The sequence below is a fragment of the Novosphingobium sp. ERN07 genome, assembly GCF_012641335.1.
In the GTDB taxonomy this organism is placed as follows: Bacteria; Pseudomonadota; Alphaproteobacteria; order Sphingomonadales; family Sphingomonadaceae; genus Novosphingobium.
Genome location: NZ_JABAID010000007.1, coordinates 121,163 through 143,409 on the forward strand (window position 1 = coordinate 121,163; position 22,247 = coordinate 143,409).

Sequence of the window (22,247 nt, forward strand, 5' to 3'; positions counted from 1 at the left end):
ACGGTCGTTGTTTCCACACCGGACTAGTCCGAAATGGTGAAGATCGTCTTACCGAGGATGCGATAATTAAGCGCAGGTCAACCAAGGCGCTCGAATGATTTCCGTAACATGAGCAGTTGCCAGATCAGCCGGCTGTGGTCGGCGCGGCCCGCGATATGCGCCTCGGCAAGCGTTTCGATCCGTGCGGCATCGAACCATCCGGTTGATGCGAGCACACCACTGGAAGCAAGGCCACGCGCCTCTGATGCCAGTGGGCCGCGCAACCACTCCGCAATCGGCGTGACGAAGCCCATCTTCGGGCGGTAGAGCACGTCCTGCGGCAGATAGCGCTGCATGGTATGCTTGATCAGCCATTTGCCGGTGGCACCGCGCACCCGCATCCGTTCCGGCAGCCGCGCCCCGAATTCAACAAGGCGGTGATCGAGCAATGGCTCACGCGCTTCGAGGCTGACGGCCATACTGGTGCGATCAACCTTGGTCAGGATATCGCCCGGCATATAGAACTTGAGATCGGCATATTGCGCGCGGTCCAGCCCGGAGCGTGCAGGCGCACGGCGCATCAGATCGATCAGCGGCTGTTCGGCGCGATAATCGCCGCGCAAACGCTTGAAATCAGGGCTGTAAAGCGATTCGCGCAACTCTGGCGAAGTGGCTGCCAAAGCGCGCGCATAGCCTTCCTCACCTGTCGCGGCGAGGCTGAGCAACGTGGTCTTGGCGCGCAAGGGGCGCGGTGCCCAGTCTGCTTTGGGCCAGATCGCGCCGAGGCCGCCGAACAAAGGTTTGCGCAAGGCGGCGGGCAGCAGGCCACGCACCTGTTCCTCGCGGTGCTGGAAGGTCTGACGGCGATATCCGGCAAAGGCCTCGTCCGCGCCATCACCGGAAAGCGCCACGGTCACATGTTCGCGCGCGAGTTCGCACACCCGGAACGTGGGCAGGGACGAGGCATCGGCAAAGGGTTCGTCGAACATGCCCGAAAGCCGGTCAACCAGCGTGAAATCCTCGGCAGAAACCGTGCGTTTCCAGTGCTGTGTATGGCATTGTTGCGCAATCCTGTCAGCATAGGCCGTCTCATCGAGCGCGGAGACATCAAAGCCGATGGAGCAGGTCTTTACCGGCGTTGTGCTCGCCTCGGCCATCAGTGCGACGACGCTGGAACTGTCCACCCCGCCCGAAAGGAACGCGCCCAGCGGGACATCGGCCAGCATCCGCGAGGTTACCGCGTCGCGCATGTGGTGGAGCAGATGTGCGCCAAGGTCTTCGGCGCTTCCCTTTGCGCGGTCAGCAAAGGAAATGTCCCACCACTGCACCGGTGCGGGCGGCGGGGCATCGGCGCGGAGCAACTGGTAGTGCCCGGCGGGCAGCTTCTCCACGCCCTTCAGGATCGAGCGATGATCGGGGACGTAGCCCCACGCGAGGTAATCCTCCACCGCCAGCGGATCGATCTCACGTTGCAATGAAGGATGCGCCAGCAAGGCTTTGAGTTCTGACCCGAAAATCACCGCGCCATCCGAAAGGCGCGCAGTGAACAGCGGCTTCACGCCGAAACGGTCACGCACCAGCAGGGTGGTGCGCTGACGCAGATCGTGCAGCGCGAAAGCAAACATGCCGTGGAGGCGCGGCAGGCAATCGATACCCCAGTGCCGCCACGCCTGCAGGATCACTTCAGTATCGCCATCGGTGCGAAACTGCGCACCCAGCGCCTGAAGTTCCTTGCGCAAATCCCTGAAATTATAGATTTCACCGTTGAAGACGATCACCACGTCGCCTTCTACCGCCATCATCGGCTGCGGCGATCCGGCAAGATCGATGATCGAGAGGCGGCGGTGGCCTAGGCCGACGCCCGGCGCAGTCCACACGCCCTCACCATCAGGCCCGCGATGCGCGATGGCATCGCACATGCGGCGAACGCGATCAGGTTCTACTGGCTTGAGGCCTTCGGTGTGGATGATTCCGGCTATTCCGCACATGCCCTGGCTCTATCCCCCCGACGCCACACGGTCCATCAAGGCATCGACCGAACCGGTTGCACCAAGAAACGCACGCATGGACTGTTCGGCGGATGGCTGGCCGGGCAATTCGTCTTCAGCCGAGATGATCAGCGTGGCGGTCGTCCGCTCGCGCAGCAGAAGTCGGTCAAGAATATTCTGGAGTTTCAGACGGCTGTTGCTGCCAGTTAGGAGGTCGCCTGAACGATAGAAGGTTTCGGCCAGACGATGCACCGGTCCCGCAGTCTGGATGCGGTCGGCATGTCCTCCTGCCAGTGCCGCGGGCGAGCGTTCCCACGCCCAGCCGGTGTCTGGCGTCAGGACCCCTTCGCCAAAACCGCCTGCTTCGCGCCCTTCGCTCTGCCCCGAATAGAGCGCGTAGGACACGTCCACCGTGTGTCCCACCCCATCGCGGAAGCGGGCGAGGAGGACGTGCGAAGCGCCCGTGTGGCGCGGTCGCCAGAAGGCACGTGGGATGTAATCGACCTGCTGCCAGCCAGGCACAGCCGGGAATGCGATGCGCGCGGGCACCGCAGCCTCAAGCCGGTTGGCCAATGCGCCCCAACCGATAAACAGCAGCGCCAGCGCGGCCATCGTGGCAAGCGCGCGGCCCTGACCGAAGCGAAACGCGGCCAAGCGGGCAAGCAGCGGACTGGCGATGATAGCCTGCGCATCAATCATCCGGTCTTCAATCGCGCGGTCGAAGAACTTCCACGCCACGGCCATGACCAGCGCCATGACCAGTGCGAAGAATATCCAGCCGTAGAAGATGTGATCGAAGCCGGCGGCAAATTCGATGCCCTGGCTCTGCGCGATGAAGATCGTGCCCCATGCACGCACACCGTTGGCAAGGATCGGCATCACCACGCTGAGCGCCATGAAGGCGATGCGGCGCGGCCAGGACCGAAAGCAGACGTTGGCCACCAATGCGCCATAGGCAATCATCGCGATCAGGAACTTCACGCCTGAACAGGCCTCGGCCACTTCGAAATAGCCGCCCGGCGTGGTGATGAACACGCCTTCGATATGTGCAGGCACCTGCGAAAGATCGAGCAGGATCATGGTGATTGCGGCGGTGATCGTCTGGAGCGTGGGCACCAGTTCATCGCCTGCCGGCACAAGGAACAGCATGTAGGCTAGCGGGAACAGCAGCGCCACTGATGCGCGCGGGCCAAGCAGCGTCAGCACGCTGGCTTGTGCCATCAGCACCACACCAAGCTGTTTTGCCAGCGAAAGCCCGGCGAAATCGCCAAGCAGCCACAGGAAACCCGCGCCCCCGAACAGGACGAGGCCGGGCCACCAGCCTTCAGGCGCGATCTTCACCACTTCGCGCCAGCGCAAGGAAACCAGCCAGCCAAGAATGAAGGGGATCAGCAAAACGTGGTTGTAGGTGGACGCATCCCACCATTGCAGAAACATCGCCTGCCAGTCTGCCGCGAACAGCACGACATTGCCCAGCCACGCCAGCGCGATACAGCCAAGCGCGCGGCGCCATCCGGCAGGAAGCTTGGCCCACGCCCGGCCAAGGGGGGCATCTTGCACCAGATTATGCGGCACAGGACGTGCTTTCCCGGCCATCAAGGCCGAGTAGGCCCGCCAGGGGTGCCAAGACGCCTGCCCAGCCGCATTTATCCAGCACAAAGGCGCGGGCTGACTGGCCGATGGCAGTGGCGCGCACCTTGTCGTGCAACAGGCTCAAGGCCTGCCGCGCCAAAGTATCCGTCCCGGCTGCGACAACGATCTCCTGCCCATCGCGCGCAGGGATTCCGGTCGCGGCTTCGGGCGTGGCGAGGACCGGGCGGGCCATTGCCATCGCTTCGAGCACCTTGTTCTGCACGCCGCGTGCAATCGTCAGCGGCGCGACAACCAGATCTGCCCCGGCAATCCAAGGGCGCACGTCGAGCACCGCGCCGGTCACATGCGTGCCATTCACGCCTTCGAGCGAACGCACGGCCAGCGTGGGCGCGCGACCCACCACATTGAAACGCGCCTGCGGGAACGTGGCCTGAACTTTCGGCATGACTTCGCGCGCGAACATTTCCACCGCAGCGGCATTGGGGGGATAGTCCATCTGCCCGGTGAAGGTCAGGTGCGGCCCCTCGCCCGCCATTTCCGGCGCGGGCGGCATATCGACGGGATCGAAGAAATCGGTGTCTATACCATTGCCCAGCGCCATGACCTGCGGTTGCGGCCCAGGTGACAGGCGCTCGCTGAAAAGCGCTGCCTCTTCGGCTGTCACCAGCAGGCTGGCATGAACGCGGCGGGCAACATCGCTTTCGAAGCGCGAAAGCAGCCGTGCTTCACGCGCGTACATCCGGTCCAGCGGAAAGCGGGCCTGCGCGGCATAGGCTTCGAACTTGGCCGAATCCACGTCGACGAAATCCATCACCGAGCGCCCGGCAAAGCCATCGGGAATGTATTGGGCCATCTGGCCGGAGAATACATAGATGGCCGAAATCGGATGCTCTGCCAGCACCCGCGCAACATAGGCGGCCAGAGTCTTGTCGGCAAAGGCCGTAAGGCTCACCGGCTTGCCCGACGCCAGCGCTTCAACCCCGGCCAGTTTCAGGGAACGGGTGCGACGGACGAGGCAATGGCTTTTGGCAACGGCGGCAAGATCGGGTTCGTGGCCCATGTCGCCTTCATCATCGGCAAAACAGGCGACGTGAACCGGGACCATCGCGGCAATGTGCCGCAGCACATGGCAGGAACGGATCTTGTCGCCGCGATCAGGCGGAAACGGAATGCGGTGGGCAAGGAACAGCACCTCGCTCATGCAAGACCCTGCGCAATAAACGGCCCGACCCGGTTCGCGACCGCCAAGGGCAGCTTCTGCCATAGCTTTATCTTGGCCTGATAGCGCGGGCTTAACGGGTTAACGTCACGCGGGGCCTGCCCATCGGCCGTCCAGTGGGCATAGCTGAGCGGTTCGGGCGTAAAACCCCAGTTGCGCTTGAAGTGGTAAGCCCCGGTATCAACTTTCGAGCGTCCGAAATCGAACCTGTCGCAGCCCTTCGCCCGCGCATGGTTCATCAGCGCATAATACATCACATCGTTGGCACGCATGGTCCGCGCGGCAAACACGCCGCCGCCCCAATAGGGCATGACCGCGCCACGATGGTAAAGGCTCAGCACCGAAGCGAGCGGTTGCCCTTCGTGCAGCACGGTCAGGATATCGGCATCATCGCCAAAGGCATCCATCACCGCGTCGAACAGGCGCTTGGGGAAAACCGGCGTGCCCAGATTACGCACGGATTCTGCGTAGACGGCATAGTGCATTGCGCGATCATCAATGCTGCGCCCGGTGCGGACGTCCATTGCATAGCCCAGCCCACGACGCACTTCGGCGCGCTGTTTGCGCGGGATCGTGAGCAATTGGGCATCATCGTCCGCAGCCAGCGGCATGACGAACCCGGCGTGGCTATCGGTTTTTAAATGCCATTCCGGCCCCTGCGGCAGAGGACCGCCACGCAGTTCGACGCTGGGGCAGTTCAACCGCACCGCGAGTTCCTGCGCCGCTGCAAACAGCGCCGCATCGCCCTCGCCCACCACACCGCCGCCGACGCCGAAGCCGGTCGATGCCAGCGCGCGACCGAACAACGGGGAGTGGACTTCGTGAAGGGGCAGCACGCTACGGATCGCGCCATCCTGTTCGGACAGGAGAATATGCGTCCTGTGTCCGGTCGCCTGCTCAACCGCATCGAGCCATTCAAGCCGGTGAAAAGCAGTTGTGTCGGAATGATCGGCCAGAAACCGGGCAATTGCGCCCCGGTCGCCCGCATCGGCCAGCCGGGCAACGGTGCTGGAAAGGAAGAACGGCGCGTTCATGCAGCCTTCCTCAACGGCGTGCGCGCGCCTTCGATAGCCGCAACCTCATCCATGCGGCCCCAGCGGAACTCGCGGACCAACCGCGCAAGCTTTGCCGCCATGACATCGAGATTGGTGTAGTGCCGCAATCGCGATTTCAGCGGCGCGACTGCGGGCCGGGGCTGGTCGGGATCAATTTCCCACGGGTGGAAATAGAACGCCGCAGGCCGTCCATCACGCAGATTCACCTGCCGGATCGCCCAGCGCGACACGGCATAGGGCAGCAGGCGGAAAAACCCGCCCCCACCTGCCGCCATGCGCCGCCCGGCAACTTCCGCCGTGGTCACCGGAATTTCGATGAAATCCGCACCATCGACCGGACGGAAGGCAAAACGCGGCGCTTCACGCCAGCCGTAATGATCATGCACCACGGGCGCGACTGAGGAGGAATAGACATAGCCCTGCTCTACCAGCACTTCGTGCGCCCAAGGCGTGCGTGCATCGATCGAAAAGCTTGGCGCGCGATAGCCGATCACGCGCTGCCCGGTGGTGTCTTCCAGCACCTTGCGCGCGCGGTCGATATCCGCGCCGAACGCATCGCGCCCCAGCGTGAAAACGCGCGCATGGTCCCATCCGTGGCTGGCGATTTCGTGGCCCGCATCGGCAATCTGCCGCATCATCAGCGGATAGCGCTCAGCAATCCAGCCCAGCGTGAAGAACGTGCCCTTCACCCCCGCCGCATCGAACAGCGCGAGCACTTCGGCGCAGTTGCGCTCCACCCGGCAGGTCAGGCTGTCCCAATCCTTGCGGTCGATCACCGTTTCGAACGCGCCGACCTGAAACCAGTCCTCGACGTCGACCGAAAGGCCGTTCAGCACACCTGTCGGCGTGGTCATGTTCTGCACCCCCACGATGCGCCGCTCAGGCAGCGGCGCGGTGGAAATCTTCGGCTTCGATCCACTCGATCAGCATGGTCAGGGTGTGGCGGATGGCCGTTTCCTGCTCTGCCGTGCGCGTTTCAAGCTTCGCGATCCGGCGCTGCACTTCATCGAACGCAGCCATGATCTGTTCGTCGCCCGGACGACTTTCCAGTGCGGCGATGCGGCGATTGGCCTCTTCAAGCGCACTCACCACATCTTCGTTGAAAGCGGAATCAACAGCAGCAGGGCGGGCTTCAAGCGCAGCAATGCGCCGCTCGGCCTCGTCCAGTTGTACCTGAAGTTGCGCCTGGCTTTCAAAGTCCGGCAAAACCGGTTCGGCAGCAGCGACACGCATATCGGCCAGTTCGATAATCGCCTGCTGCAACTCGGCAATTTGCTCGTCCCGCTCGGCCAGTGCGGCGCGCCAAGCGCTGTCGTCAAACACGGGGGTTGGCGCAGCAGCAAAGGCTTGGGGGGCGACTGCTGTGGGCAGGTCTACCACGGGCGCTTCGGCCGCCGGAACCGGCGTTACCTTGGGCTGCGATGTGTTCAACCCGCCATCGCCTGCCAGATCGGAAAGCACCGCCTGCAACATGGCCGCATCGATATGGTCGCGCTGCTCCACCGCGCCCATCAGCAACACGCGGTTGATCAACTGGTTCACCCGGCGCGGCACGCCGCCGCTGGCCTTGGCAAGATCGGCATAGACGCGCGCATCAAACTGCGGACGGCCCTGCCAGCCGACCAGCGCAAGGCGATGTTCGATATAGGCACCGACTTCCGCAGGCTCCATCGCATCGAGGTGATGCGAAGCGATCACGCGCTGGCGGAGTTGCTCCAGTTCATCGGACGTCTGCAAAAGCGTGCGAAATTCGGGCTGGCCCAGCAGCAGTATCTGCAACAGCGGATGCGCGCCCAACTGGAAGTTGGACAGCATCCGCAGTTCTTCCAGTGCTTCGACCGAAAGGTTCTGCGATTCGTCCACCACCAGCAGGCAACGGCGGCCTTCGCGCGCTTCATGGTGCAGGAAGGCTTCGATCTGAGCGAGTGCGGTGGCCTTGTCATGCCCGGCCACTTCAAGGCCGAACGCGCGCGCCGCAACGTGGATCAGTTCTTCGCCATCCAGCGCCGAGGTGACGATCTGCGCCGCCGTCAGCCGTGCCCGGTCAACCGAAGCCATGAGGTGCGCCGCAAGCGTCGATTTGCCCGCGCCAACCTCGCCGGTGATGACGATGAAGCCTTCGCCCTGCGCAAGGCCATAGCCAAGATAGGACAGCGCCTTGCGATGCGTTCCGCTCTCGAAATAAAAGCGCGGGTCGGGCGTAAGCTGGAACGGGCGACCACTCAGGCCATAGAACTCATCGTACATCAGCCGTCTCCAGGCATCAGAAGCTGTACCGCAGGCCTACAAGGCCGGATGCAATTGTCTGATCTTCAAGCAGAGTTTGGTTAAAACTATCTATACCGACCGCTGCGGAAGCTGCTAAGCGATCCGTCAGGTTGCGGAAGTACGAGGCATTCGCGCCAATGGCCGTGGTGCTGCCAAGGTTGCTTGAACCCGGTTCGAACCAAGCCGAATAGGCCGAGATGGCAAAGCTGGAGCGGCGGTCGATCGGGCCGTTCAGCCCTGCCGAAACATAGTAGCTTTCGTCGATCACGCCATTTGCCGCGCCCAGCACCGAATCCGCGCGCGCGATGAAGCTGCGGCGGATGTAGCCCGCACCGATGCCAGCGGTCATGCGGCCGATCTGGCGCGAATAGCTGCCATTGATGCTCCGCGCGCGGAATACCGCCGAGGACACCGACGACAGCGCGTTGTTCACGCAACCGCCTGCTTGCGAGCCATTGGCGCAGCCACCGATCTGGCCGTTGAACGGGTTGCGCGTGACCTCGAAATCAGTCGGCAGATCACGCAGGGCGCGCGTTACCTGTCCACCAAAGCCGGATACGTTGTCAGAAGCCGCAATGGTCAACTGGCTGCGCGCATCGGGCACGTAGGAGAAGCTGCCGTAATAGGTCGTGCTGTCGTAGCGGCGCCCGACAAAGGCGCTCAGCGCTGTGCGACGGCTTGGCCGCCACATCACACCAGCATCCCAAGTCAAGCCATCGGTTTCATATGCTAGCTGGCGCGGCTGCGACTTGTCGGTCACGAACCGCCCGTCACTGCCGACCACCGCCACGCCATTGCCATCACGCACGGCATCGCGTGACGATATTTCAACGTCTTCGTAGCCAATCGCCCCCACCACGGCGAGCGATTGGGTGACCGGATATGTCACCTGCACGCCGCCACGCAGATCGCGAACGCGCTGATCAAGGTTGGAAATATCTTCCTGAAAATACGAACCCGATGCGGTCACGCCCACTGGCAGCACCGTGCCCGGCGCGACGCCCGCCGAAATCTGCGCCGACTGCACGACCGAATCGTCGAAGATATCGTTCAGCGGCTGCCCGGCAGAACCCTGCAGCACGTTCTCCTGCTCCAGCCGGTTGTAGCCGACAAGGTAGGATGCCGAAAGCGCCACATCGCCCATATGGGTAGACAGCGCAGGCCCTGCATAGAGCGAGTAAATCTGGCTCACCGCATCGTTGTTGGCCAGAGCATTGAGCGCCGAAGCGCCGCCGACGCCGATGTTGCTCCGCGTCGCCAGCGCGCCTGCTTCCACCGAAAGCGTGCGCGGGATCAGATCGTGGCGCACGCGGGCAAGGCCCGAAAGCGTATCCCCATCTGCCACGCGGTCTGACTGCGAAATGCGCCGTTCATAGCGCACGGAAATCGCACCTTCAGTCCTACGCCCTTGCAGGCTTACGTCCACACCCGCCGCCAGCGAGCTGTAGGTCAGCACCTCGTCTCCGGGAGCAAGCTCCCACAGCACGTTCTGCACGGCTTCGATATAGGGCCGCACTGTGGTGCGCGCACCCGTGCCGCCGCTGCTGCGCGAGGAACTGTTGCCCGCCGAAGGGCCATCGCCCTCGACATTTTCGTAACCGAGAGACTGCGCGTGCAGCGGCGACGCAGCAAAAGCCGTCGCGGCCAGCAAAGCCAAGCGGAGGGGAAGAGCCGGTCTGGTCATTCCTTGTATCCGTAATAGGTGCCAAATCGGCGGCCCGTGGTTGAAAAGCGGGTGCCGTTGAGCAGGAGCTTGATGTCATCGCACGCGCCCAGAAGGCCCACTGCATCGCGCAGCGCGGCCTCTCCGGTTCCATCGGCGCGCACCACAACCACCGTCTGGCCGACATGCTTGGCCAAGACCGTTGCAGGCGATGCGGCCAGCACCGGAGGCGAATCGAAAATGACGATGCGATTGGGCGAATGCGCCGTCAGCCGGGCCAGCACGGCCTCGGTGCGGGCCGAGGCGAGGAATTCCGTGTCGGATCCGGTCGCGTTGCCTGCGGGCAGCACATAAAGCCCGCCGATATCGGTGCCGATCACGCAATCTTCCACCGGCAGCGAAGGATCAGCCAGCGCATCCATCAGCCCCTTCCCACCCGGCAGACCAAGCGTTGAAAGGACCGAAGGCTTGGCAAAGTCGGCATCGACCAGCAGGACTTCGTTGTCCTTTTCCGCCGCGATGGAAATCGCCAGGTTCACCGCGCAAAAGGTCTTGCCCTCGCCCGGATGCGCCGAAGCGATAAGGATGCGCTCGCCATGCGGCGCGCCCGTCCCGGCCCGCGATTCAGCAGCCACGCGCAGCAGTTGCCGCTTCACGATGCGGAACTCTTCAAGCGTCCCGGTCACAGCGCTTTCCGGCTCGATGATGCACTGTTCGCGCAAGTGCTGGCGGTCGATCTTGTGATAGGCCCCGGCAAACGGCTTCACCGCAACGATCGGTTCAGGCGGCGGCGGCGCAAATGGCGCAGGCGCTGCAACTGGCGCTGGAGCAACCGGTGCCACCGTCGGCGCGACCGGCGCGGCCTTGGGCGCTGGCGGAAGGTCTGGCACCACTGGCCGCGTCTGCGTGCGGAAATCGAAGCTGCCCGATGCGCGCTCGATCAGCGACGGCCCTGATGGCGGAACCGGGATCTTGGTCTGGTCGGTCATCGCGCTGCTCCTCAGGCCACCATGCCGCGCTTCAGCATTTCCACGCCGAGCAAGACGAAAAGGACGATGAACAACCCGGCAAGGCCGCCCGCGAACCACTTGAGCCGCTTGATCCGCTCTGCCCGTGCAGTGCGCGTGATCGCCTCGGAAACCGCGCCCAGCACCGGCAGTCCCGTGGCCCGCTCAAGCTGGCCTGTGGTCGAATAAGCAGACTTCAGCTGCGCCAGAGCAAAGGCTCCCGCTCCGCCTGCGCCAATCCCCACGATCAGCACCAGCATCAGCAACAGCGGACGGTCGGGCGCGGATGGGCCGGAAGGCATCGTCGGCGGATCGATCACCTCGAACTTCACCGCATCGCGCTCGGTCTCCACCTGCCCGCGCAGGCGCAACTGTTCGCGGTCGCGCAGCAGCTTGTCGTACTGCTCCTTGTAGACGTCATAATCGCGGTTGATGCGCGCGGCTTCGGCGGCCACAGTCGGCTCGCTATATTGTTGCGCGGTCAATTGCGCGATTTCGGCCTGAAGCGATCCCTTGCGCGATTGCAGCGCGACAAGGCTGGCTTCGCGATCGGCTTTGATCGAAACGAGCGAGGCATAGGCCGGATTGGGCGCACCGCCCCCACCGCCTTCGCCCGCAGCAGCCTTTTGCAGGCCTGCAATCTGCCCTTTCACCGCAACAACGTCGGGATGGCTGTCGGTCAGACCCCGCGCGCGCATGGAAGCGAGATCGGATTGCGCCTGCGCCAGCGCACCCTTGGCGCCGCCCCCCACTCCTGCCACGGCAATCGTCTGCGGCGTGCCCGAAAGCTGACCGTTGATCGAAGCCAATGCGCTCTGCGCCGCCAGCAGGTTCGATTCGACATCACGCAACTGGTTACGAGCCGCCTCGATCCGCGTGGTGAACGACCCCGCACCGGGCACAAAGCCCGCATTCTTCGCCTCGAACTCGGTCCGCTTCAGCTCGGCTGCTTCCAGATCTTTCTTACGGGTCGCAAGCTGCTGGTCCATGAAGGCCAGCGTATCGGTCATCTCGCCGCGCCCGCCCGCAAGGTTCTCTTCGCGGAAGATGTCGATCATCTTCTGCACGATATCCTGCGCCAGCTTGGCGTTTTCGGCATCGTTGCGCCCGCCGCCGCCCGCATTGCCGGTGATCTCGAACAGGTTGTCCTGCTGGCTCACCACTTTCACGTTCTTGCCCAGCCCGGCGACTGCGGCCTGCATTTGCTTGTCGTCGGTGACCTTGTCGCCCAACCGGGTCGCACGGATGACCTTTTCGAGGTTGACCGAACTGGTCAGCGTCTGGCGCACCCGCTCGATATCGCGCTTGCGGTCACCGCCGATACCAATCTGATCGGCCAGCACGTCGTCGATCTGCACAAAGATGCGCGCTTTGGATTCATAGCTGTTGGGCACCATCGCCACCACCAGCCAGCCTGCCATGCACACCGCCCACGCAATCGCCAGCGCGATCCAGCGTCGGTGCCAGATGCCGTGGAGTGCGATACGCACTTCTTCGTAGATGCTGGTCATGGCCGCCGTGTCCCCCGCCCGCCGCTCAGAACATCGACTCAGGGATGATGATCACGTCGCCCGGCATCAGCAGGACGTTGGCCTTGGTATCGCCCTTGCGGAGCAGATCACCGATGCGCACCGCATATTCCTTCTGCGCGCCCGATTGCTTGTCGAACCGCACCAGCCGCGCCTTGTTGGCGGCGGCATATTCGGACAGGCCGCCGACCGCGATCATCGCATCAAGCAGGGTCATGTTGGCACGGAACGGGATCGATGCAGGCTTTTCGGTCGCCCCCACGATGCGCACCTGCTGGCTGAACGTGCCCGCGAACTTGTTGACGATAACCGATACGATCGGTTCCTGAATGTACTGCGAAAGCTGGAGCTTGATATCTTCGGACAGCATCGAAGGCGTCTTGCCCACGGCGGGCATGTCGGTGATCAGCGGCGTGGTGATGCGCCCGTCGGGCCGCACCTGCACTTGCGCGCCAAGTTCGGGATTGCGCCATACGAACACGGTCAGTTCGTCCAGCGGCCCGATCACGTATTCCTCGCCGGGCCCTTCCTGCAGTGCCACGAACGAAGCCGGCGGCAATTGTGCCCCGCCGCCCACGCCGCCGCATCCTGTCAGGGCAAGGCTGAGCATTGCCGTTCCGGCCAGCATCCGGGTTACGCGGGTATTCAGCGGCATTGTCTTTCCTTCTTGCTGCGGCTTTCCCTACCCTCGGCATCAAGGCGCAAAGATTGCAGGGACCGCAATTCACGCTCGGCTATCGCCAAAAAGGGTGAAGATTGCGTTAGCCTTGATTGCTGCAAGAGGTGACGCCAAGGCGGCTTTCGCCCATGTCCCGAAGCGGGACTGGCGCAGATGCAATGGTTAACAGCGGGAACCTATCCCGCTGTCTCGCAAGGATTTTCAAATGAGCACTTCGCCCGCCGGGCCTTGGCCCAGAAACATCGCCGGGCTAGCGCTGGCTCCGTAAGCGCCCGCGCAGAAAATTGCGACAAGATCGCCGACGTCAGCCCTCGGAAATCCGCCCTTGTCGGCCAACCGATCAAGCGGGGTGCACAGGCAGCCCACAATGCTGGCCTCTTCCTCCACCTCTGCAGCAAACCGCGTTGCGATGGCGCTGGGATAGTTGCGGCGCACCACCGTTCCGAAATTCCCAGAAGCGGCAAGCTGGTGATGCAGCCCGCCATCAGTGACCAGGTAGACATCACCGTGGCTGACCTTCCGGTCCACCACCGAGGCCAGATAAACCCCTGATTCGCCAACAAGATAGCGGCCAAGCTCGATACAGAACGCGGTATCGCGCAGCACATCGGGCAAATCGGCAAAGCGTTCGGCCAGCGCTGCCCCGATTGCGGCAATGTCCACCGGCTCATCGCCTGGGAAATAGGGAATGCCAAAACCGCCGCCCAGATTGCATTTGGGCAGGGCCGCGCCGATCTCGCCCGCAAGCCGCGCGGCCAGTGCCACCGTCTGCCGCTGCGTTTCGATGATTGCATCGGCGGAAAGCGCCTGACTACCGGCGAAGATATGAAATCCGCGCCAGTCGGCACCGGCCTCGATCAATCGGCGACCCAACGCCGGCACACGCTCTTCATCCACGCCAAACGGCTTGGCCCCGCCGCCCATCTTCATGCCCGATCCTTTCAGATCGAACTCCGGGTTCACGCGGATGGCCAGCTTTGGCGTCACACCCAACCGGTCGGCAATCGCCAGCGCGCGACTTGCCTCGCCTTCAGATTCGAGATTGAGCGTCACACCCGCCGCAATCGCCGATGCCAGTTCGGCATCGCGCTTGCCCGGCCCGGCAAAGCTTACCCGCGCTGGATCGATGCCAGCATCCTGCACCACCGCCAGTTCGCCGCCAGAGGCAATATCGAACCCATCCACCAGATTCAGCATGTGCTGCAACAAGGGTGAGTAAGGATTTGCCTTTACAGCATAATGTATCGCCAACCTCTCCGGCATTGCAGCCCGCAATGCGGCCACGCGCGCGGTCAACATATCGCGGGAATAGACGAACAGCGGCGTGCCGCCTGCATCCGCCACCAGATCGGTCGCCTTGCGCCCGGCAATGGCCAGCACGCCGTCGATAGCGGCAAATCCGGCGGGAATGGGGCCAAGCGGTTTCATGCCTTCGCTCCCTCTGCCAGTTCGGCGGACAGCGCAACCCGATCCAGCTTGCCGTTGGCGCTGGTCGGCATGGCATCGCGCCAATGGACGTGGCGCGGCACCATGAAATTGGGCAAGGCGCGCGTAAGTGCCGGAATCAGATCGTCCCGCGCGGCATCGGGAACGGCGCGCGCTACCAGGTGAATCGCCTGCCCAAGTTGCGGATCAGGCAAGCCCAGCGCCACCGCCTCGGCCACGATGCCCGTTGCCACAGCCGCTTCTTCCACTTCCTGCGGGCTGACGCGGTTGCCGCTTGTCTTGATCATCGCATCGCGCCGCCCGACGAAATGCAGCAATCCCGCCGCATCGCGCTTTACCCGGTCGCCCGACCAGACCGCCATACCGCCCAGCTTGGAAAACGCTGGGGCGGGCTTGAAGCGTTCAGCCGTCCGCTCGGCATCCTGCCAGTATCCTTGTGCCACCAGCGGGCCGGTGTGAACGAGTTCACCTTCCTCCTCTGCCGCAGCTTCATGCCCCAAGTCGTCGACAACAAGCACTTCTGCAAAGGGAATAGCCCTGCCCATCGAAGTGGGATGTTCGTCCACCAGCGCAGGGTCGAGGTAAGTCGAACGGAACGCCTCGGTCAGGCCATACATCGGATAGAGATCGGCCTGCGGAAACTTGGCGCGCAGCGCACGGACCAGCGAAAGGCTAAGCGCTCCGCCGCTATTGGTCATACGCTTCAGGCTTGCCGCAGCGCCTTCCGGCCAATCGAGTTCCACCAGTTGCAGCCACAGCGGCGGCACGGCGGCAATCGTGGTAACGCCATGTTTCGCCACCGCTTTCACCACATCGCGCGGCGTCAGGTAATCAAGCGGCACCACGCTGCCGCCCGCAAACCATGTGGAAAGCAACTGGTTCTGCCCATAATCAAAGGCCAGCGGCAGCACCGCCAGAACCCGGTCTGCTGGCGCAATTTTCAGATAATGCGCAACGCTGACAGCACCAAGCCAAAGGTTGGCTTGGCTAAGCATTACGCCCTTGGGCCGCCCGGTCGATCCGCTGGTGTAAAGGATCGCGGCAAGGCTATCGGGCGCTGCATCGGATGGCGGCAGTTCCGCACCTTGCGCCGCCACTTCGGCCCAGACCGTCGATTCCTCAAACACCGCACAAGCTGCATCGGCAGGCTCCAGCGTATCGAGCCGTGCCTTGTTGGCCATGAGCAGGACAGCGCCTGAATCGCCAAGGATATGCGCCACTTGCGCGCGCTTCAGCAGCGGGTTTATCGGCACATGCACCAGCCCTGCGCGCACCGCCGCCAAGGGCACCAGGCAGGCAAGTTCGGTCTTCGGCAGCCATGTCGCCACCCGCGCGCCCGGTTCATCCACGCGCGCTTTCAGCCACTTTGCCAGCGCGCCTACACGCGCGTTTAACTCTTCATGGCTAAGAGTGCGGTCGCGCAGCACCAGCGCGGGCGCATCACGCTGTCCGCGCAGCGCAAGGTGATCGAGCGGGAAAACAGTAGGATCGGGGCTTTCGGGCACGCGGTTCTCAATCAGGAAACGTCTGTCGTTTTGAAGGTCTATCACGCCAGTCTTAAAGAAGCGCAAGCGGACGCAGGCGTTCTTGCCGTTCAGGGAGCCTCGCCGTTCGAGCGATTGGACTGGCTCGCCCTGCTGGCCGAGATGTGCCTTGATCCCGCAAAAGCGCGATTGAGCGTGGCCACCGATGGTACGCGCCTTGCTGCGCTGCCGTGGAAGGAGGCGCATGGCGGGGCCGAAGCGCTGGCCAATTGGTACAATTTTTTCGTTTCTCCGCTAGGGGATACGACACTACTTTCAGAAATCGCGCAAAGTCTGCCTGCTAGCCGGGCATCATTCGCGCCGATGCCTGAAGCTGATGCATTGGCCTTGGCTGCGGGTTTGCGGACAGCAGGTTGGGCGGCAATTTCAGAGCCTTGCGATTCAAACCACATCCTTCCTATCAAAGGCCGCAGCTTTGCCGAATACTGGGCCGCGCGCCCCGGCGCTTTGCGAGAAACGGTGCGGCGCAAGGGGCGCAAGGGCGATGTGGCACTGCGCGTCGTCACGGAATTTTCGCCCGAAGACTGGGACGCGTACGAGGCGGTTTACAAATTGAGTTGGAAGCCCGGCGAAGGATCTCCGGATTTCTTGCGCCGCTGGGCGGAGATGGATGGCGCGGGCGGGCGCTTGCGATTGGGCATTGCCGAAATTGGCGGACAGCCGGTGGCCGCACAATTCTGGACCGTTGAAGGCGGCACCGCCTTCATTCACAAGCTGGCGCATGACGAAAGCTTTAGGAAACAATCGCCGGGGACGTTGCTCAGCGCGGCGATGTTTGAGCATGTCATTGATCGCGATGGCGTTTCGCTCGTCGATTTCGGCACGGGTGACGATCCCTACAAGCGTGACTGGATGGAAGATGTGCGCACCCGTTGGCGCGTGCGGGCTTGGCGAAAAAGCGCTGTGCACCACTGGCCACAGATGATCCGCGCTCTGGCACGGCACAAACTGCGGCCCCTTGTTTCCCCGAACCGCGATGGTTAAGGGCCAAATCCTGAACGACACCTAGATGCACCTAGCTGCACCTACCTGCACTTGAACGGCACCGGGACACGATGAGCGACACCGATAGCACCCTCCGCGCGATCCTTCAGGACGTGCTTGGACTTTCCGCCGAACGTGTTACCGCGTTCAATGCTTCGACGGGTCTTTTTGGCGATCTGCCTGAACTGGATTCAATGGCCGTCGCCGGTCTTCTGACCGAGATCGAGGACCGCCTCGACATCGTGATCGAGGATGATGAAGTGGACGGCGAACTGCTGGAAACCTACGGCAATCTCCTGTCGTTTCTGGAAGCCAAAGTAGCCGAGAAGGCCTGAGGCGTGATCGCCCGCTGGCCCTGCCCCGGCCCGCACGGGCAGAGCGAGGAATACGCCTTCGCTTTTGATCGCGGCCGGATGGTGCGGCTGCTGATCGTTCCGCCGCTGTTCGACGAAGCCAACCGGATGCGGCGGATGCTGGTGGATGCGATGCGTCTGCTCGATGAAGCGGGCGTGGATTGCTTTCTGCCGGACTTGCCCGGCTGCAATGAGAGTTTGCAGGAGTTTCCGGCGCAAAGCCTGCACGGCTGGCGGCGCGCGATGGCGCAGGCGGCGCGGCACTTTGGCGCGAGCGATGTTCTGGCGGTGCGCGGCGGTGCGCTGGTGTTTCCGAACACGCTGCCGGGGCTGATGCTGGAACCGGCCAAGGGCGCTTCGATCCTGCGCCAGATGCTACGCGCGCGTGTGATTTCCGCTCGTGAGGCTGGGCGGCAGGAAGACAGTTCAGCGTTGCTAGAAATCGGGCGAAGCGAGGGGCTGGAACTGGCAGGCTGGCGCTGCGGCGCTTCGCTGATCGCCGGGCTGGAAACTGCGACCGCGCAGATCGAAGGGCAGCGCATCTTAGGCCAGAGCGAACTGGGCGGCGGCGGGCTGTGGTTGCGGGCGGAGCCTGCGGCAGCGCCCGATCAGTCGGCCGCGCTGGCGCAAATCGTGCTGGCGGAGATTGCGACGTGACCCGCCGCCATGTGACATTTGCCTGTGAGGGCGCGAAACTGTTCGGCACGCTCGATATCGGGCTGGCGAGTGGATCGACGGGCCTCCTGATCGTATCGGGCGGCAACGAATTGCGCGCCGGTGCATGGGGTGGGCAAGCTCAAATGGCCGCGCGGCTGGCGCGTGAGGGGTTTCCGGTATTCCGTTACGACCGGCGGGGGGTTGGCGATAGTGGCAATGCCGTCGATGGCGAAAATCCTACGTTCCGCCATTCCGCGCCCGATATCGCTGCCGCGATAGGCGCATTTCGCTCTGCCGCGCCCCATGTTTCGCAGGTTGTGGCTTTTGGCAATTGCGATGCAGCGGCAGCACTGATGCTGTTTGCGCACGATTTACCGCTGGCCGGACTGGCACTGGCCAATCCGTGGACCATTGATGGCGAAGAAGCGCCTCAAGCGATGCCAGCCGCAGCGATCCGCAGCCGTTATCTGGCGAAGCTGACCAATCCGCGCGAAATCTGGCGTTTGCTGACAGGCGGGGTCAATCTGGGCAAGCTGTTCAAAGGGTTGCGCAGCGCGGCCAGTTCTGCCCCTGCACCTTCCGGGCTGGTGGACGAAATGAAGGCTGGGCTGGCCGCGTTTAACGGGCCAGTTTCTATCCTGCTGGCAAGCGGTGATCGCACAGCGCAGATGTTTACCGAGGTTTGGGATGCGGCGGACACGCGAGTCCAGCGGATCGACAGCGGATCGCACAGCTTTTCAGACGACGCCGCGCGCGAATGGCTGCACGCGCGGTTGATGGAAGCGCTTCACCAGTAGGTGAACAAGCCCTCCACCGCCCCCTCCCGCGAGCGGGAGGGGAGTTTTCAGTTTATGCCGGAACGGTTTGGCTGGCCTTGAAATCCAGTTCGGCAAGGAATCGTTCGGCGTCGAGCGCGGCCATGCAACCGGTGCCGGCGGCGGTCACGGCCTGACGGTAGGTGTGGTCCATCACGTCACCGCAGGCGAAAACGCCGGGTATCGCGGTCTTGGGCGTGCCGGGCTGGACGACGATATAGCCGCTTTCATCCAGTTCCAGCTTGCTCTTGAACAGTTCGGTGGCGGGCGCATGGCCGATGGCGACAAAGGCTCCGTCGGTGGCGACGATGGATTCCTCACCCGTCACCGTATCGACCAGCTTTACGCCGGTCAGGCCCTTGCCGCCCTCGCCCACGAAGCTGTCAACCTTCTGGTTCCACAGCACTTTCACGTTCGGGTGCGCGTGAAGGCGATCCTGCAGGATCTTTTCGGCACGCAGGGAATCGCGGCGGTGGATCAGCGTAACATCCGTGGAGTGGTTGGTGAGGTAAAGCGCTTCTTCCACAGCGGTGTTGCCGCCGCCGATGACCACGACCTTTTTGCCGCGATAGAAGAACCCGTCGCAGGTGGCGCAAGCCGAAACGCCCTTGCCCGAAAACTCCTGTTCGCCTTCGACGCCCAGCCACTTTGCCTGCGCACCTGTGGCGATGACCAATACGTCGCCTTCGTAAATGTCGCCACTGTCACCCGTGGCGCGGAAAGGCGAGCCATCAAGGTTCACGTCGAGGATCGTGTCCCACATCATGCGCGTGCCGACGTGTTCCGCTTGCGCCTGCATTTCCTGCATCAGCCACGGTCCCTGGATCACATCGCGAAAGCCGGGGTAGTTTTCGACATCGGTGGTGATCGTCAACTGCCCGCCAGGCTGAAGGCCCTGCACAACAATCGGCTGCATACCGGCGCGCGCGCCATAAATCGCGGCGGAAAGCCCAGCCGGGCCGGAGCCGATGATGAGCATACGGGTCTTGTGCGTCGTCGCCATGAAAATGTCCTCCGATGGCTGGCGAGATAAGGAGCGCCGGAGGCAAAAGCGAGTCTGCTCACCCTGCTTTTTCCGCAGGTTTGGGACAGATTTTCTTTAGCCCTCGATCAGATTGCGTTCGATCGCGGCGAGAACTGGTGGCGTTACGCCCAGCACTTCAGCTGCGTAAGCCTCCACCGTGCCGTGGTGTTCACGGATCGTGGCGAAGGCAGTTTCGAGGAACGGTGCCTCCACCCCCATCAGCACGCGCACGGCAGCGTCATCCATCGCAACGCCAAAACCTTCGCGCACATGGCGCGCACCCGCTTCGATCCGGGCTTCGGCATTTCCGGCGGTGTTGGTGAGCAGGTAATCCGACATGATATCGTCAGGATGAACGCCAAGCAGATGGTGGACCAGCGCGGCCGCCACACCGGTGCGATCCTTGCCTGCAAGGCAGTGCAGCAGGCTGGCATCCTGGCGTTCGGCCAGTGCTTTCATGTAAAGACGATAGGTGCCGACAAGGACCGGACGGAACGGCAGCGTCTGATAAAGGCTCTGCATCGCTGCCCGCGCATCATCAACGGTTTTCACATTGCGCGCGGCCTCTTCATGCGCGGCGCGGCCTGCGGCGCTGGCCGTTTCGCCTGGATGAAACAGCACTTTGCCGGCAAAATCTGGATGGCGCAGGCAGGGGTTAGCTCTGCGTTCGCTGTCTCCGCGCAGATCGACCACGGTGGCGATATTTAGATCGTGTACCAGATCGAGATCAGCCACCGACGCTTCGCTGTGCTGGCCGGACCGCCAGAGCAGGCCGCTGCGGATACTCCCTGCGCGGGCCGCATAGCCGCCATAATCGCGAAAGTTATGAATGCCCGCCATGCCGAGCACGCGCGTGTCTGTCATCATGGAAGAGCCATGCGCGGCGCGGAGCGTCAGCGCAAGCGATCAAACGTGACGGATCGCCAAGGGTTCAAGCGCGCGGGCAACTACGACCGCGGCGGGTGTCGGTTTAGGCACAAGCGTGCCGCCAAGGTTGCGCACGGCTTCGTCCATGCGATCAAGATCCCCTGTGTGCAGCACATAGGGAACGCCCATTGCCGCAAGCGTGCGCGCGACCTGTTCACAGGTCTGGCCGCGCCCCAATGAAACATCGAGGATCGCTGCGGATATGGCGTTGTTCTGAACGATCGCCAGCGCCTCGACCAGATCGAGCGCCGTCAGCGGGGTGCAGCCTGCGTCTTCAACCGCGAATTCCAGATCGAGCAGGATGAGTGGCTCGTCATCCAACACAAGAACCCGGCACGGTTCACTGGCAGAGCCGCGAAGTTCGGTCATTCCGCGTGTTCCCGCAAGGGGATGTTGAGTTTGGCCCTCAGGCCATCGCTGTGCCATTCTCTTACGATCCCTCCGCGCGCCATATCGAGCATTCGATCAACGATCCCGTCGTTGCTTACCAGTTGTTTTGCATTGGCCTGCGGGCCAACGCCATGCTCTATCCAGTCGATGCGGATGGCAGGAGAGGCTGTGGAGCCGTTACGCTTCCAGGCAATGGTGACGCTGCCGGAGTCGGTCCCAAGCGCGCCATGCTTGATCGCGTTGACCGCCAATTCGTGGAGCGAGAGGCCAAGGACGGAAACCGACGCGAAATCGGACCGCAAACCATTCCCTTCGAAGCGGATGCGCGTACCATCAGGATCGTATGGCGCCAACACCGCACGGATCGCCTGTCCGACCTCCACCGTGCCCCGGTGCGAATCGTCCAGCGTCGTTTCGTAAGCGCGGCCAAGTGCCTGAATGCGGTCGTTGATCTCGCGCGCCTCAGCTTCGATCCCGCGCACGCGGCCGGTGAAATTGACGATGCCGCCGATCACCGCGAACATGTTCTTCATGCGGTGGGAAAGCTCTCGCGCCAGTTCACGGGCGTGGCGTTCGTCGGCGCGGGCGGCACGCACATCCGACACGTCCCACTGGCTACCCAGAAAATAGATCAGTTTGCCTTCGGCGTTATAGATTGGACCGAGATGGAGCGCATTCCAGAACGGCTCGCCATCCTTGCGATAGTTGAGCAGTTCGACCACCAACACGTCTTCGTTGGCCAGCGCAGTGCGGATCCGCTTGAGTACGGTCTGATCGGTCTTTGGCCCCTGCAGAAACCGGCAATTGCGCCCGACGATCTCTTGCTCGTCATAACCGGTCAGATGGCGGAAAGCGCGATTGGCGAAGACAATCGGCATGTCTTCAAGGTTTGGATCGCACAGGCAGATTGCCATGCGCGTTTGCGCCATTGCCTGTTCGAACAACACACCGGAAGCGCCGGTGAAGGTATCTTCGCCGTGCTGCGCCATGAATTGCGCAGCAGACGCATCGAACACCGTGTGCGCTTGGTCAACCGGACCGGAGGAGGGGTTATCGCTAGGAATGTTTCGTTTCATATCAGTGGACCTGCCACCGAAATGCAGTTCCTAGCGCTTAGTTCCGAACAA

20 protein-coding genes are annotated in these 22,247 nt (G+C 62.9%); 4 read left to right on the forward strand and 16 right to left on the reverse strand.

What is annotated here, in order from left to right; translation table 11 throughout:
* Nucleotides 1-77: 77 nt before the first annotated feature.
* The 12 genes from HGI47_RS11665 to HGI47_RS11720 form a co-directional block, all read right to left on the reverse strand.
* Nucleotides 78-1,967: an XrtA/PEP-CTERM system amidotransferase gene (locus HGI47_RS11665; protein WP_168852942.1), complete on the reverse strand. Its 1,890-nt coding sequence runs from the start codon at nucleotides 1,965-1,967 to the stop codon at nucleotides 78-80.
* A 9-nt stretch (nucleotides 1,968-1,976) separates the two neighbouring features.
* Nucleotides 1,977-3,527, reverse strand: a complete 1,551-nt coding sequence (xrtA, locus tag HGI47_RS11670; RefSeq protein WP_370521698.1) for an exosortase A — start codon at nucleotides 3,525-3,527, stop codon at nucleotides 1,977-1,979.
* A 4-nt stretch (nucleotides 3,528-3,531) separates the two neighbouring features.
* Nucleotides 3,532-4,761, reverse strand: coding sequence for a TIGR03087 family PEP-CTERM/XrtA system glycosyltransferase (locus HGI47_RS11675; RefSeq protein ID WP_168852944.1), 1,230 nt, complete (start codon nucleotides 4,759-4,761; stop codon nucleotides 3,532-3,534).
* The gene (locus tag HGI47_RS11680) at nucleotides 4,758-5,813 is read right to left on the reverse strand and encodes a FemAB family XrtA/PEP-CTERM system-associated protein (protein WP_168852945.1); all 1,056 of its coding nucleotides are present in this window, start codon (nucleotides 5,811-5,813) and stop codon (nucleotides 4,758-4,760) included. Before HGI47_RS11680 ends, HGI47_RS11675 begins: the two co-directional genes overlap by 4 nt.
* Nucleotides 5,810-6,688 (reverse strand): XrtA system polysaccharide deacetylase, encoded by an 879-nt coding sequence (locus tag HGI47_RS11685; RefSeq protein ID WP_168852946.1) that lies wholly within the window; start codon nucleotides 6,686-6,688, stop codon nucleotides 5,810-5,812. Before HGI47_RS11685 ends, HGI47_RS11680 begins: the two co-directional genes overlap by 4 nt.
* A 25-nt stretch (nucleotides 6,689-6,713) precedes the next feature.
* Nucleotides 6,714-8,081, reverse strand: a complete 1,368-nt coding sequence (locus tag HGI47_RS11690; RefSeq protein ID WP_168852947.1) for an XrtA/PEP-CTERM system-associated ATPase — start codon at nucleotides 8,079-8,081, stop codon at nucleotides 6,714-6,716.
* Between the two features lie 16 nt (nucleotides 8,082-8,097).
* Nucleotides 8,098-9,786 (reverse strand): preprotein translocase subunit YajC, encoded by a 1,689-nt coding sequence (locus HGI47_RS11695; protein WP_168852948.1) that lies wholly within the window; start codon nucleotides 9,784-9,786, stop codon nucleotides 8,098-8,100.
* Nucleotides 9,783-10,754: an AAA family ATPase gene (locus HGI47_RS11700; protein WP_168852949.1), complete on the reverse strand. Its 972-nt coding sequence runs from the start codon at nucleotides 10,752-10,754 to the stop codon at nucleotides 9,783-9,785. Before HGI47_RS11700 ends, HGI47_RS11695 begins: the two co-directional genes overlap by 4 nt.
* 11 nt (nucleotides 10,755-10,765) lie before the next feature.
* Nucleotides 10,766-12,283: an XrtA system polysaccharide chain length determinant gene (locus HGI47_RS11705; protein WP_168852950.1), complete on the reverse strand. Its 1,518-nt coding sequence runs from the start codon at nucleotides 12,281-12,283 to the stop codon at nucleotides 10,766-10,768.
* A 25-nt stretch (nucleotides 12,284-12,308) separates the two neighbouring features.
* The gene (locus tag HGI47_RS11710) at nucleotides 12,309-12,956 is read right to left on the reverse strand and encodes an XrtA/PEP-CTERM system exopolysaccharide export protein (RefSeq protein ID WP_168852951.1); all 648 of its coding nucleotides are present in this window, start codon (nucleotides 12,954-12,956) and stop codon (nucleotides 12,309-12,311) included.
* A gap of 225 nt (nucleotides 12,957-13,181) precedes the next feature.
* On the reverse strand, nucleotides 13,182-14,408 hold the full coding sequence (locus HGI47_RS11715) for a pyridoxal-dependent decarboxylase, exosortase A system-associated (protein WP_168852952.1): 1,227 nt from the start codon (nucleotides 14,406-14,408) through the stop codon (nucleotides 13,182-13,184).
* The gene (locus HGI47_RS11720; protein ID WP_168853027.1) at nucleotides 14,405-15,931 is read right to left on the reverse strand and encodes an acyl-CoA ligase (AMP-forming), exosortase A system-associated; all 1,527 of its coding nucleotides are present in this window, start codon (nucleotides 15,929-15,931) and stop codon (nucleotides 14,405-14,407) included. Before HGI47_RS11720 ends, HGI47_RS11715 begins: the two co-directional genes overlap by 4 nt.
* Between HGI47_RS11720 and HGI47_RS11725 the strand changes: the two genes are divergently transcribed.
* From HGI47_RS11725 to HGI47_RS11740, 4 genes are all read left to right on the forward strand, one after another.
* On the forward strand, nucleotides 15,827-16,954 hold the full coding sequence (locus HGI47_RS11725) for a GNAT family N-acetyltransferase (protein ID WP_240950144.1): 1,128 nt from the start codon (nucleotides 15,827-15,829) through the stop codon (nucleotides 16,952-16,954). The genes HGI47_RS11720 and HGI47_RS11725 overlap by 105 nt on opposite strands.
* A 71-nt stretch (nucleotides 16,955-17,025) precedes the next feature.
* Nucleotides 17,026-17,289, forward strand: coding sequence for an acyl carrier protein (locus HGI47_RS11730; protein ID WP_168852954.1), 264 nt, complete (start codon nucleotides 17,026-17,028; stop codon nucleotides 17,287-17,289).
* A 3-nt stretch (nucleotides 17,290-17,292) separates the two neighbouring features.
* Nucleotides 17,293-17,964 (forward strand): hypothetical protein, encoded by a 672-nt coding sequence (locus HGI47_RS11735; RefSeq protein ID WP_168852955.1) that lies wholly within the window; start codon nucleotides 17,293-17,295, stop codon nucleotides 17,962-17,964.
* Entirely contained in the window at nucleotides 17,961-18,761 is an 801-nt protein-coding gene (locus tag HGI47_RS11740) for a hydrolase 1, exosortase A system-associated (protein ID WP_168852956.1), read from the forward strand. The genes HGI47_RS11735 and HGI47_RS11740 overlap by 4 nt, the downstream gene beginning before the upstream one ends.
* 52 nt (nucleotides 18,762-18,813) lie before the next feature.
* Here the strand turns inward: HGI47_RS11740 and trxB are convergent, their stop codons facing one another.
* From trxB to HGI47_RS11760, 4 genes are all read right to left on the reverse strand, one after another.
* Nucleotides 18,814-19,782 carry a thioredoxin-disulfide reductase gene (gene trxB / locus HGI47_RS11745; protein ID WP_168852957.1) on the reverse strand — a complete coding sequence of 323 codons (969 nt, stop codon included), beginning with the start codon at nucleotides 19,780-19,782 and terminating at the stop codon, nucleotides 18,814-18,816.
* 96 nt (nucleotides 19,783-19,878) lie between these two features.
* Entirely contained in the window at nucleotides 19,879-20,670 is a 792-nt protein-coding gene (locus HGI47_RS11750; protein ID WP_240950145.1) for a tyrosine-protein phosphatase, read from the reverse strand.
* 39 nt (nucleotides 20,671-20,709) lie between these two features.
* Complete coding sequence (locus HGI47_RS11755; RefSeq protein WP_168852958.1) at nucleotides 20,710-21,099, reverse strand: response regulator; 390 nt, start codon at nucleotides 21,097-21,099, stop codon at nucleotides 20,710-20,712.
* On the reverse strand, nucleotides 21,096-22,196 hold the full coding sequence (locus tag HGI47_RS11760) for a PAS domain-containing protein (protein WP_168852959.1): 1,101 nt from the start codon (nucleotides 22,194-22,196) through the stop codon (nucleotides 21,096-21,098). Before HGI47_RS11760 ends, HGI47_RS11755 begins: the two co-directional genes overlap by 4 nt.
* Between the last annotated feature and the right edge of the window lie 51 nt (nucleotides 22,197-22,247).

Coding starts and splice junctions, on each gene's coding strand:
- HGI47_RS11665 (WP_168852942.1), bottom strand. CDS start 1,967: ATGTGCGGAATAGCCGGAATCATCCACACCGAAGGCCTCAAGCCAGTA.
- HGI47_RS11675 (WP_168852944.1), bottom strand. CDS start 4,761: ATGAGCGAGGTGCTGTTCCTTGCCCACCGCATTCCGTTTCCGCCTGAT.
- HGI47_RS11680 (WP_168852945.1), bottom strand. CDS start 5,813: ATGAACGCGCCGTTCTTCCTTTCCAGCACCGTTGCCCGGCTGGCCGAT.
- HGI47_RS11685 (WP_168852946.1), bottom strand. CDS start 6,688: ATGACCACGCCGACAGGTGTGCTGAACGGCCTTTCGGTCGACGTCGAG.
- HGI47_RS11690 (WP_168852947.1), bottom strand. CDS start 8,081: ATGTACGATGAGTTCTATGGCCTGAGTGGTCGCCCGTTCCAGCTTACG.
- HGI47_RS11695 (WP_168852948.1), bottom strand. CDS start 9,786: ATGACCAGACCGGCTCTTCCCCTCCGCTTGGCTTTGCTGGCCGCGACG.
- HGI47_RS11700 (WP_168852949.1), bottom strand. CDS start 10,754: ATGACCGACCAGACCAAGATCCCGGTTCCGCCATCAGGGCCGTCGCTG.
- HGI47_RS11705 (WP_168852950.1), bottom strand. CDS start 12,283: ATGACCAGCATCTACGAAGAAGTGCGTATCGCACTCCACGGCATCTGG.
- HGI47_RS11710 (WP_168852951.1), bottom strand. CDS start 12,956: ATGCCGCTGAATACCCGCGTAACCCGGATGCTGGCCGGAACGGCAATG.
- HGI47_RS11715 (WP_168852952.1), bottom strand. CDS start 14,408: ATGAAACCGCTTGGCCCCATTCCCGCCGGATTTGCCGCTATCGACGGC.
- HGI47_RS11725 (WP_240950144.1), top strand. CDS start 15,827: ATGGCTAAGAGTGCGGTCGCGCAGCACCAGCGCGGGCGCATCACGCTG.
- HGI47_RS11730 (WP_168852954.1), top strand. CDS start 17,026: ATGAGCGACACCGATAGCACCCTCCGCGCGATCCTTCAGGACGTGCTT.
- trxB (WP_168852957.1), bottom strand. CDS start 19,782: ATGGCGACGACGCACAAGACCCGTATGCTCATCATCGGCTCCGGCCCG.
- HGI47_RS11750 (WP_240950145.1), bottom strand. CDS start 20,670: ATGATGACAGACACGCGCGTGCTCGGCATGGCGGGCATTCATAACTTT.
- HGI47_RS11755 (WP_168852958.1), bottom strand. CDS start 21,099: ATGACCGAACTTCGCGGCTCTGCCAGTGAACCGTGCCGGGTTCTTGTG.
- HGI47_RS11760 (WP_168852959.1), bottom strand. CDS start 22,196: ATGAAACGAAACATTCCTAGCGATAACCCCTCCTCCGGTCCGGTTGAC.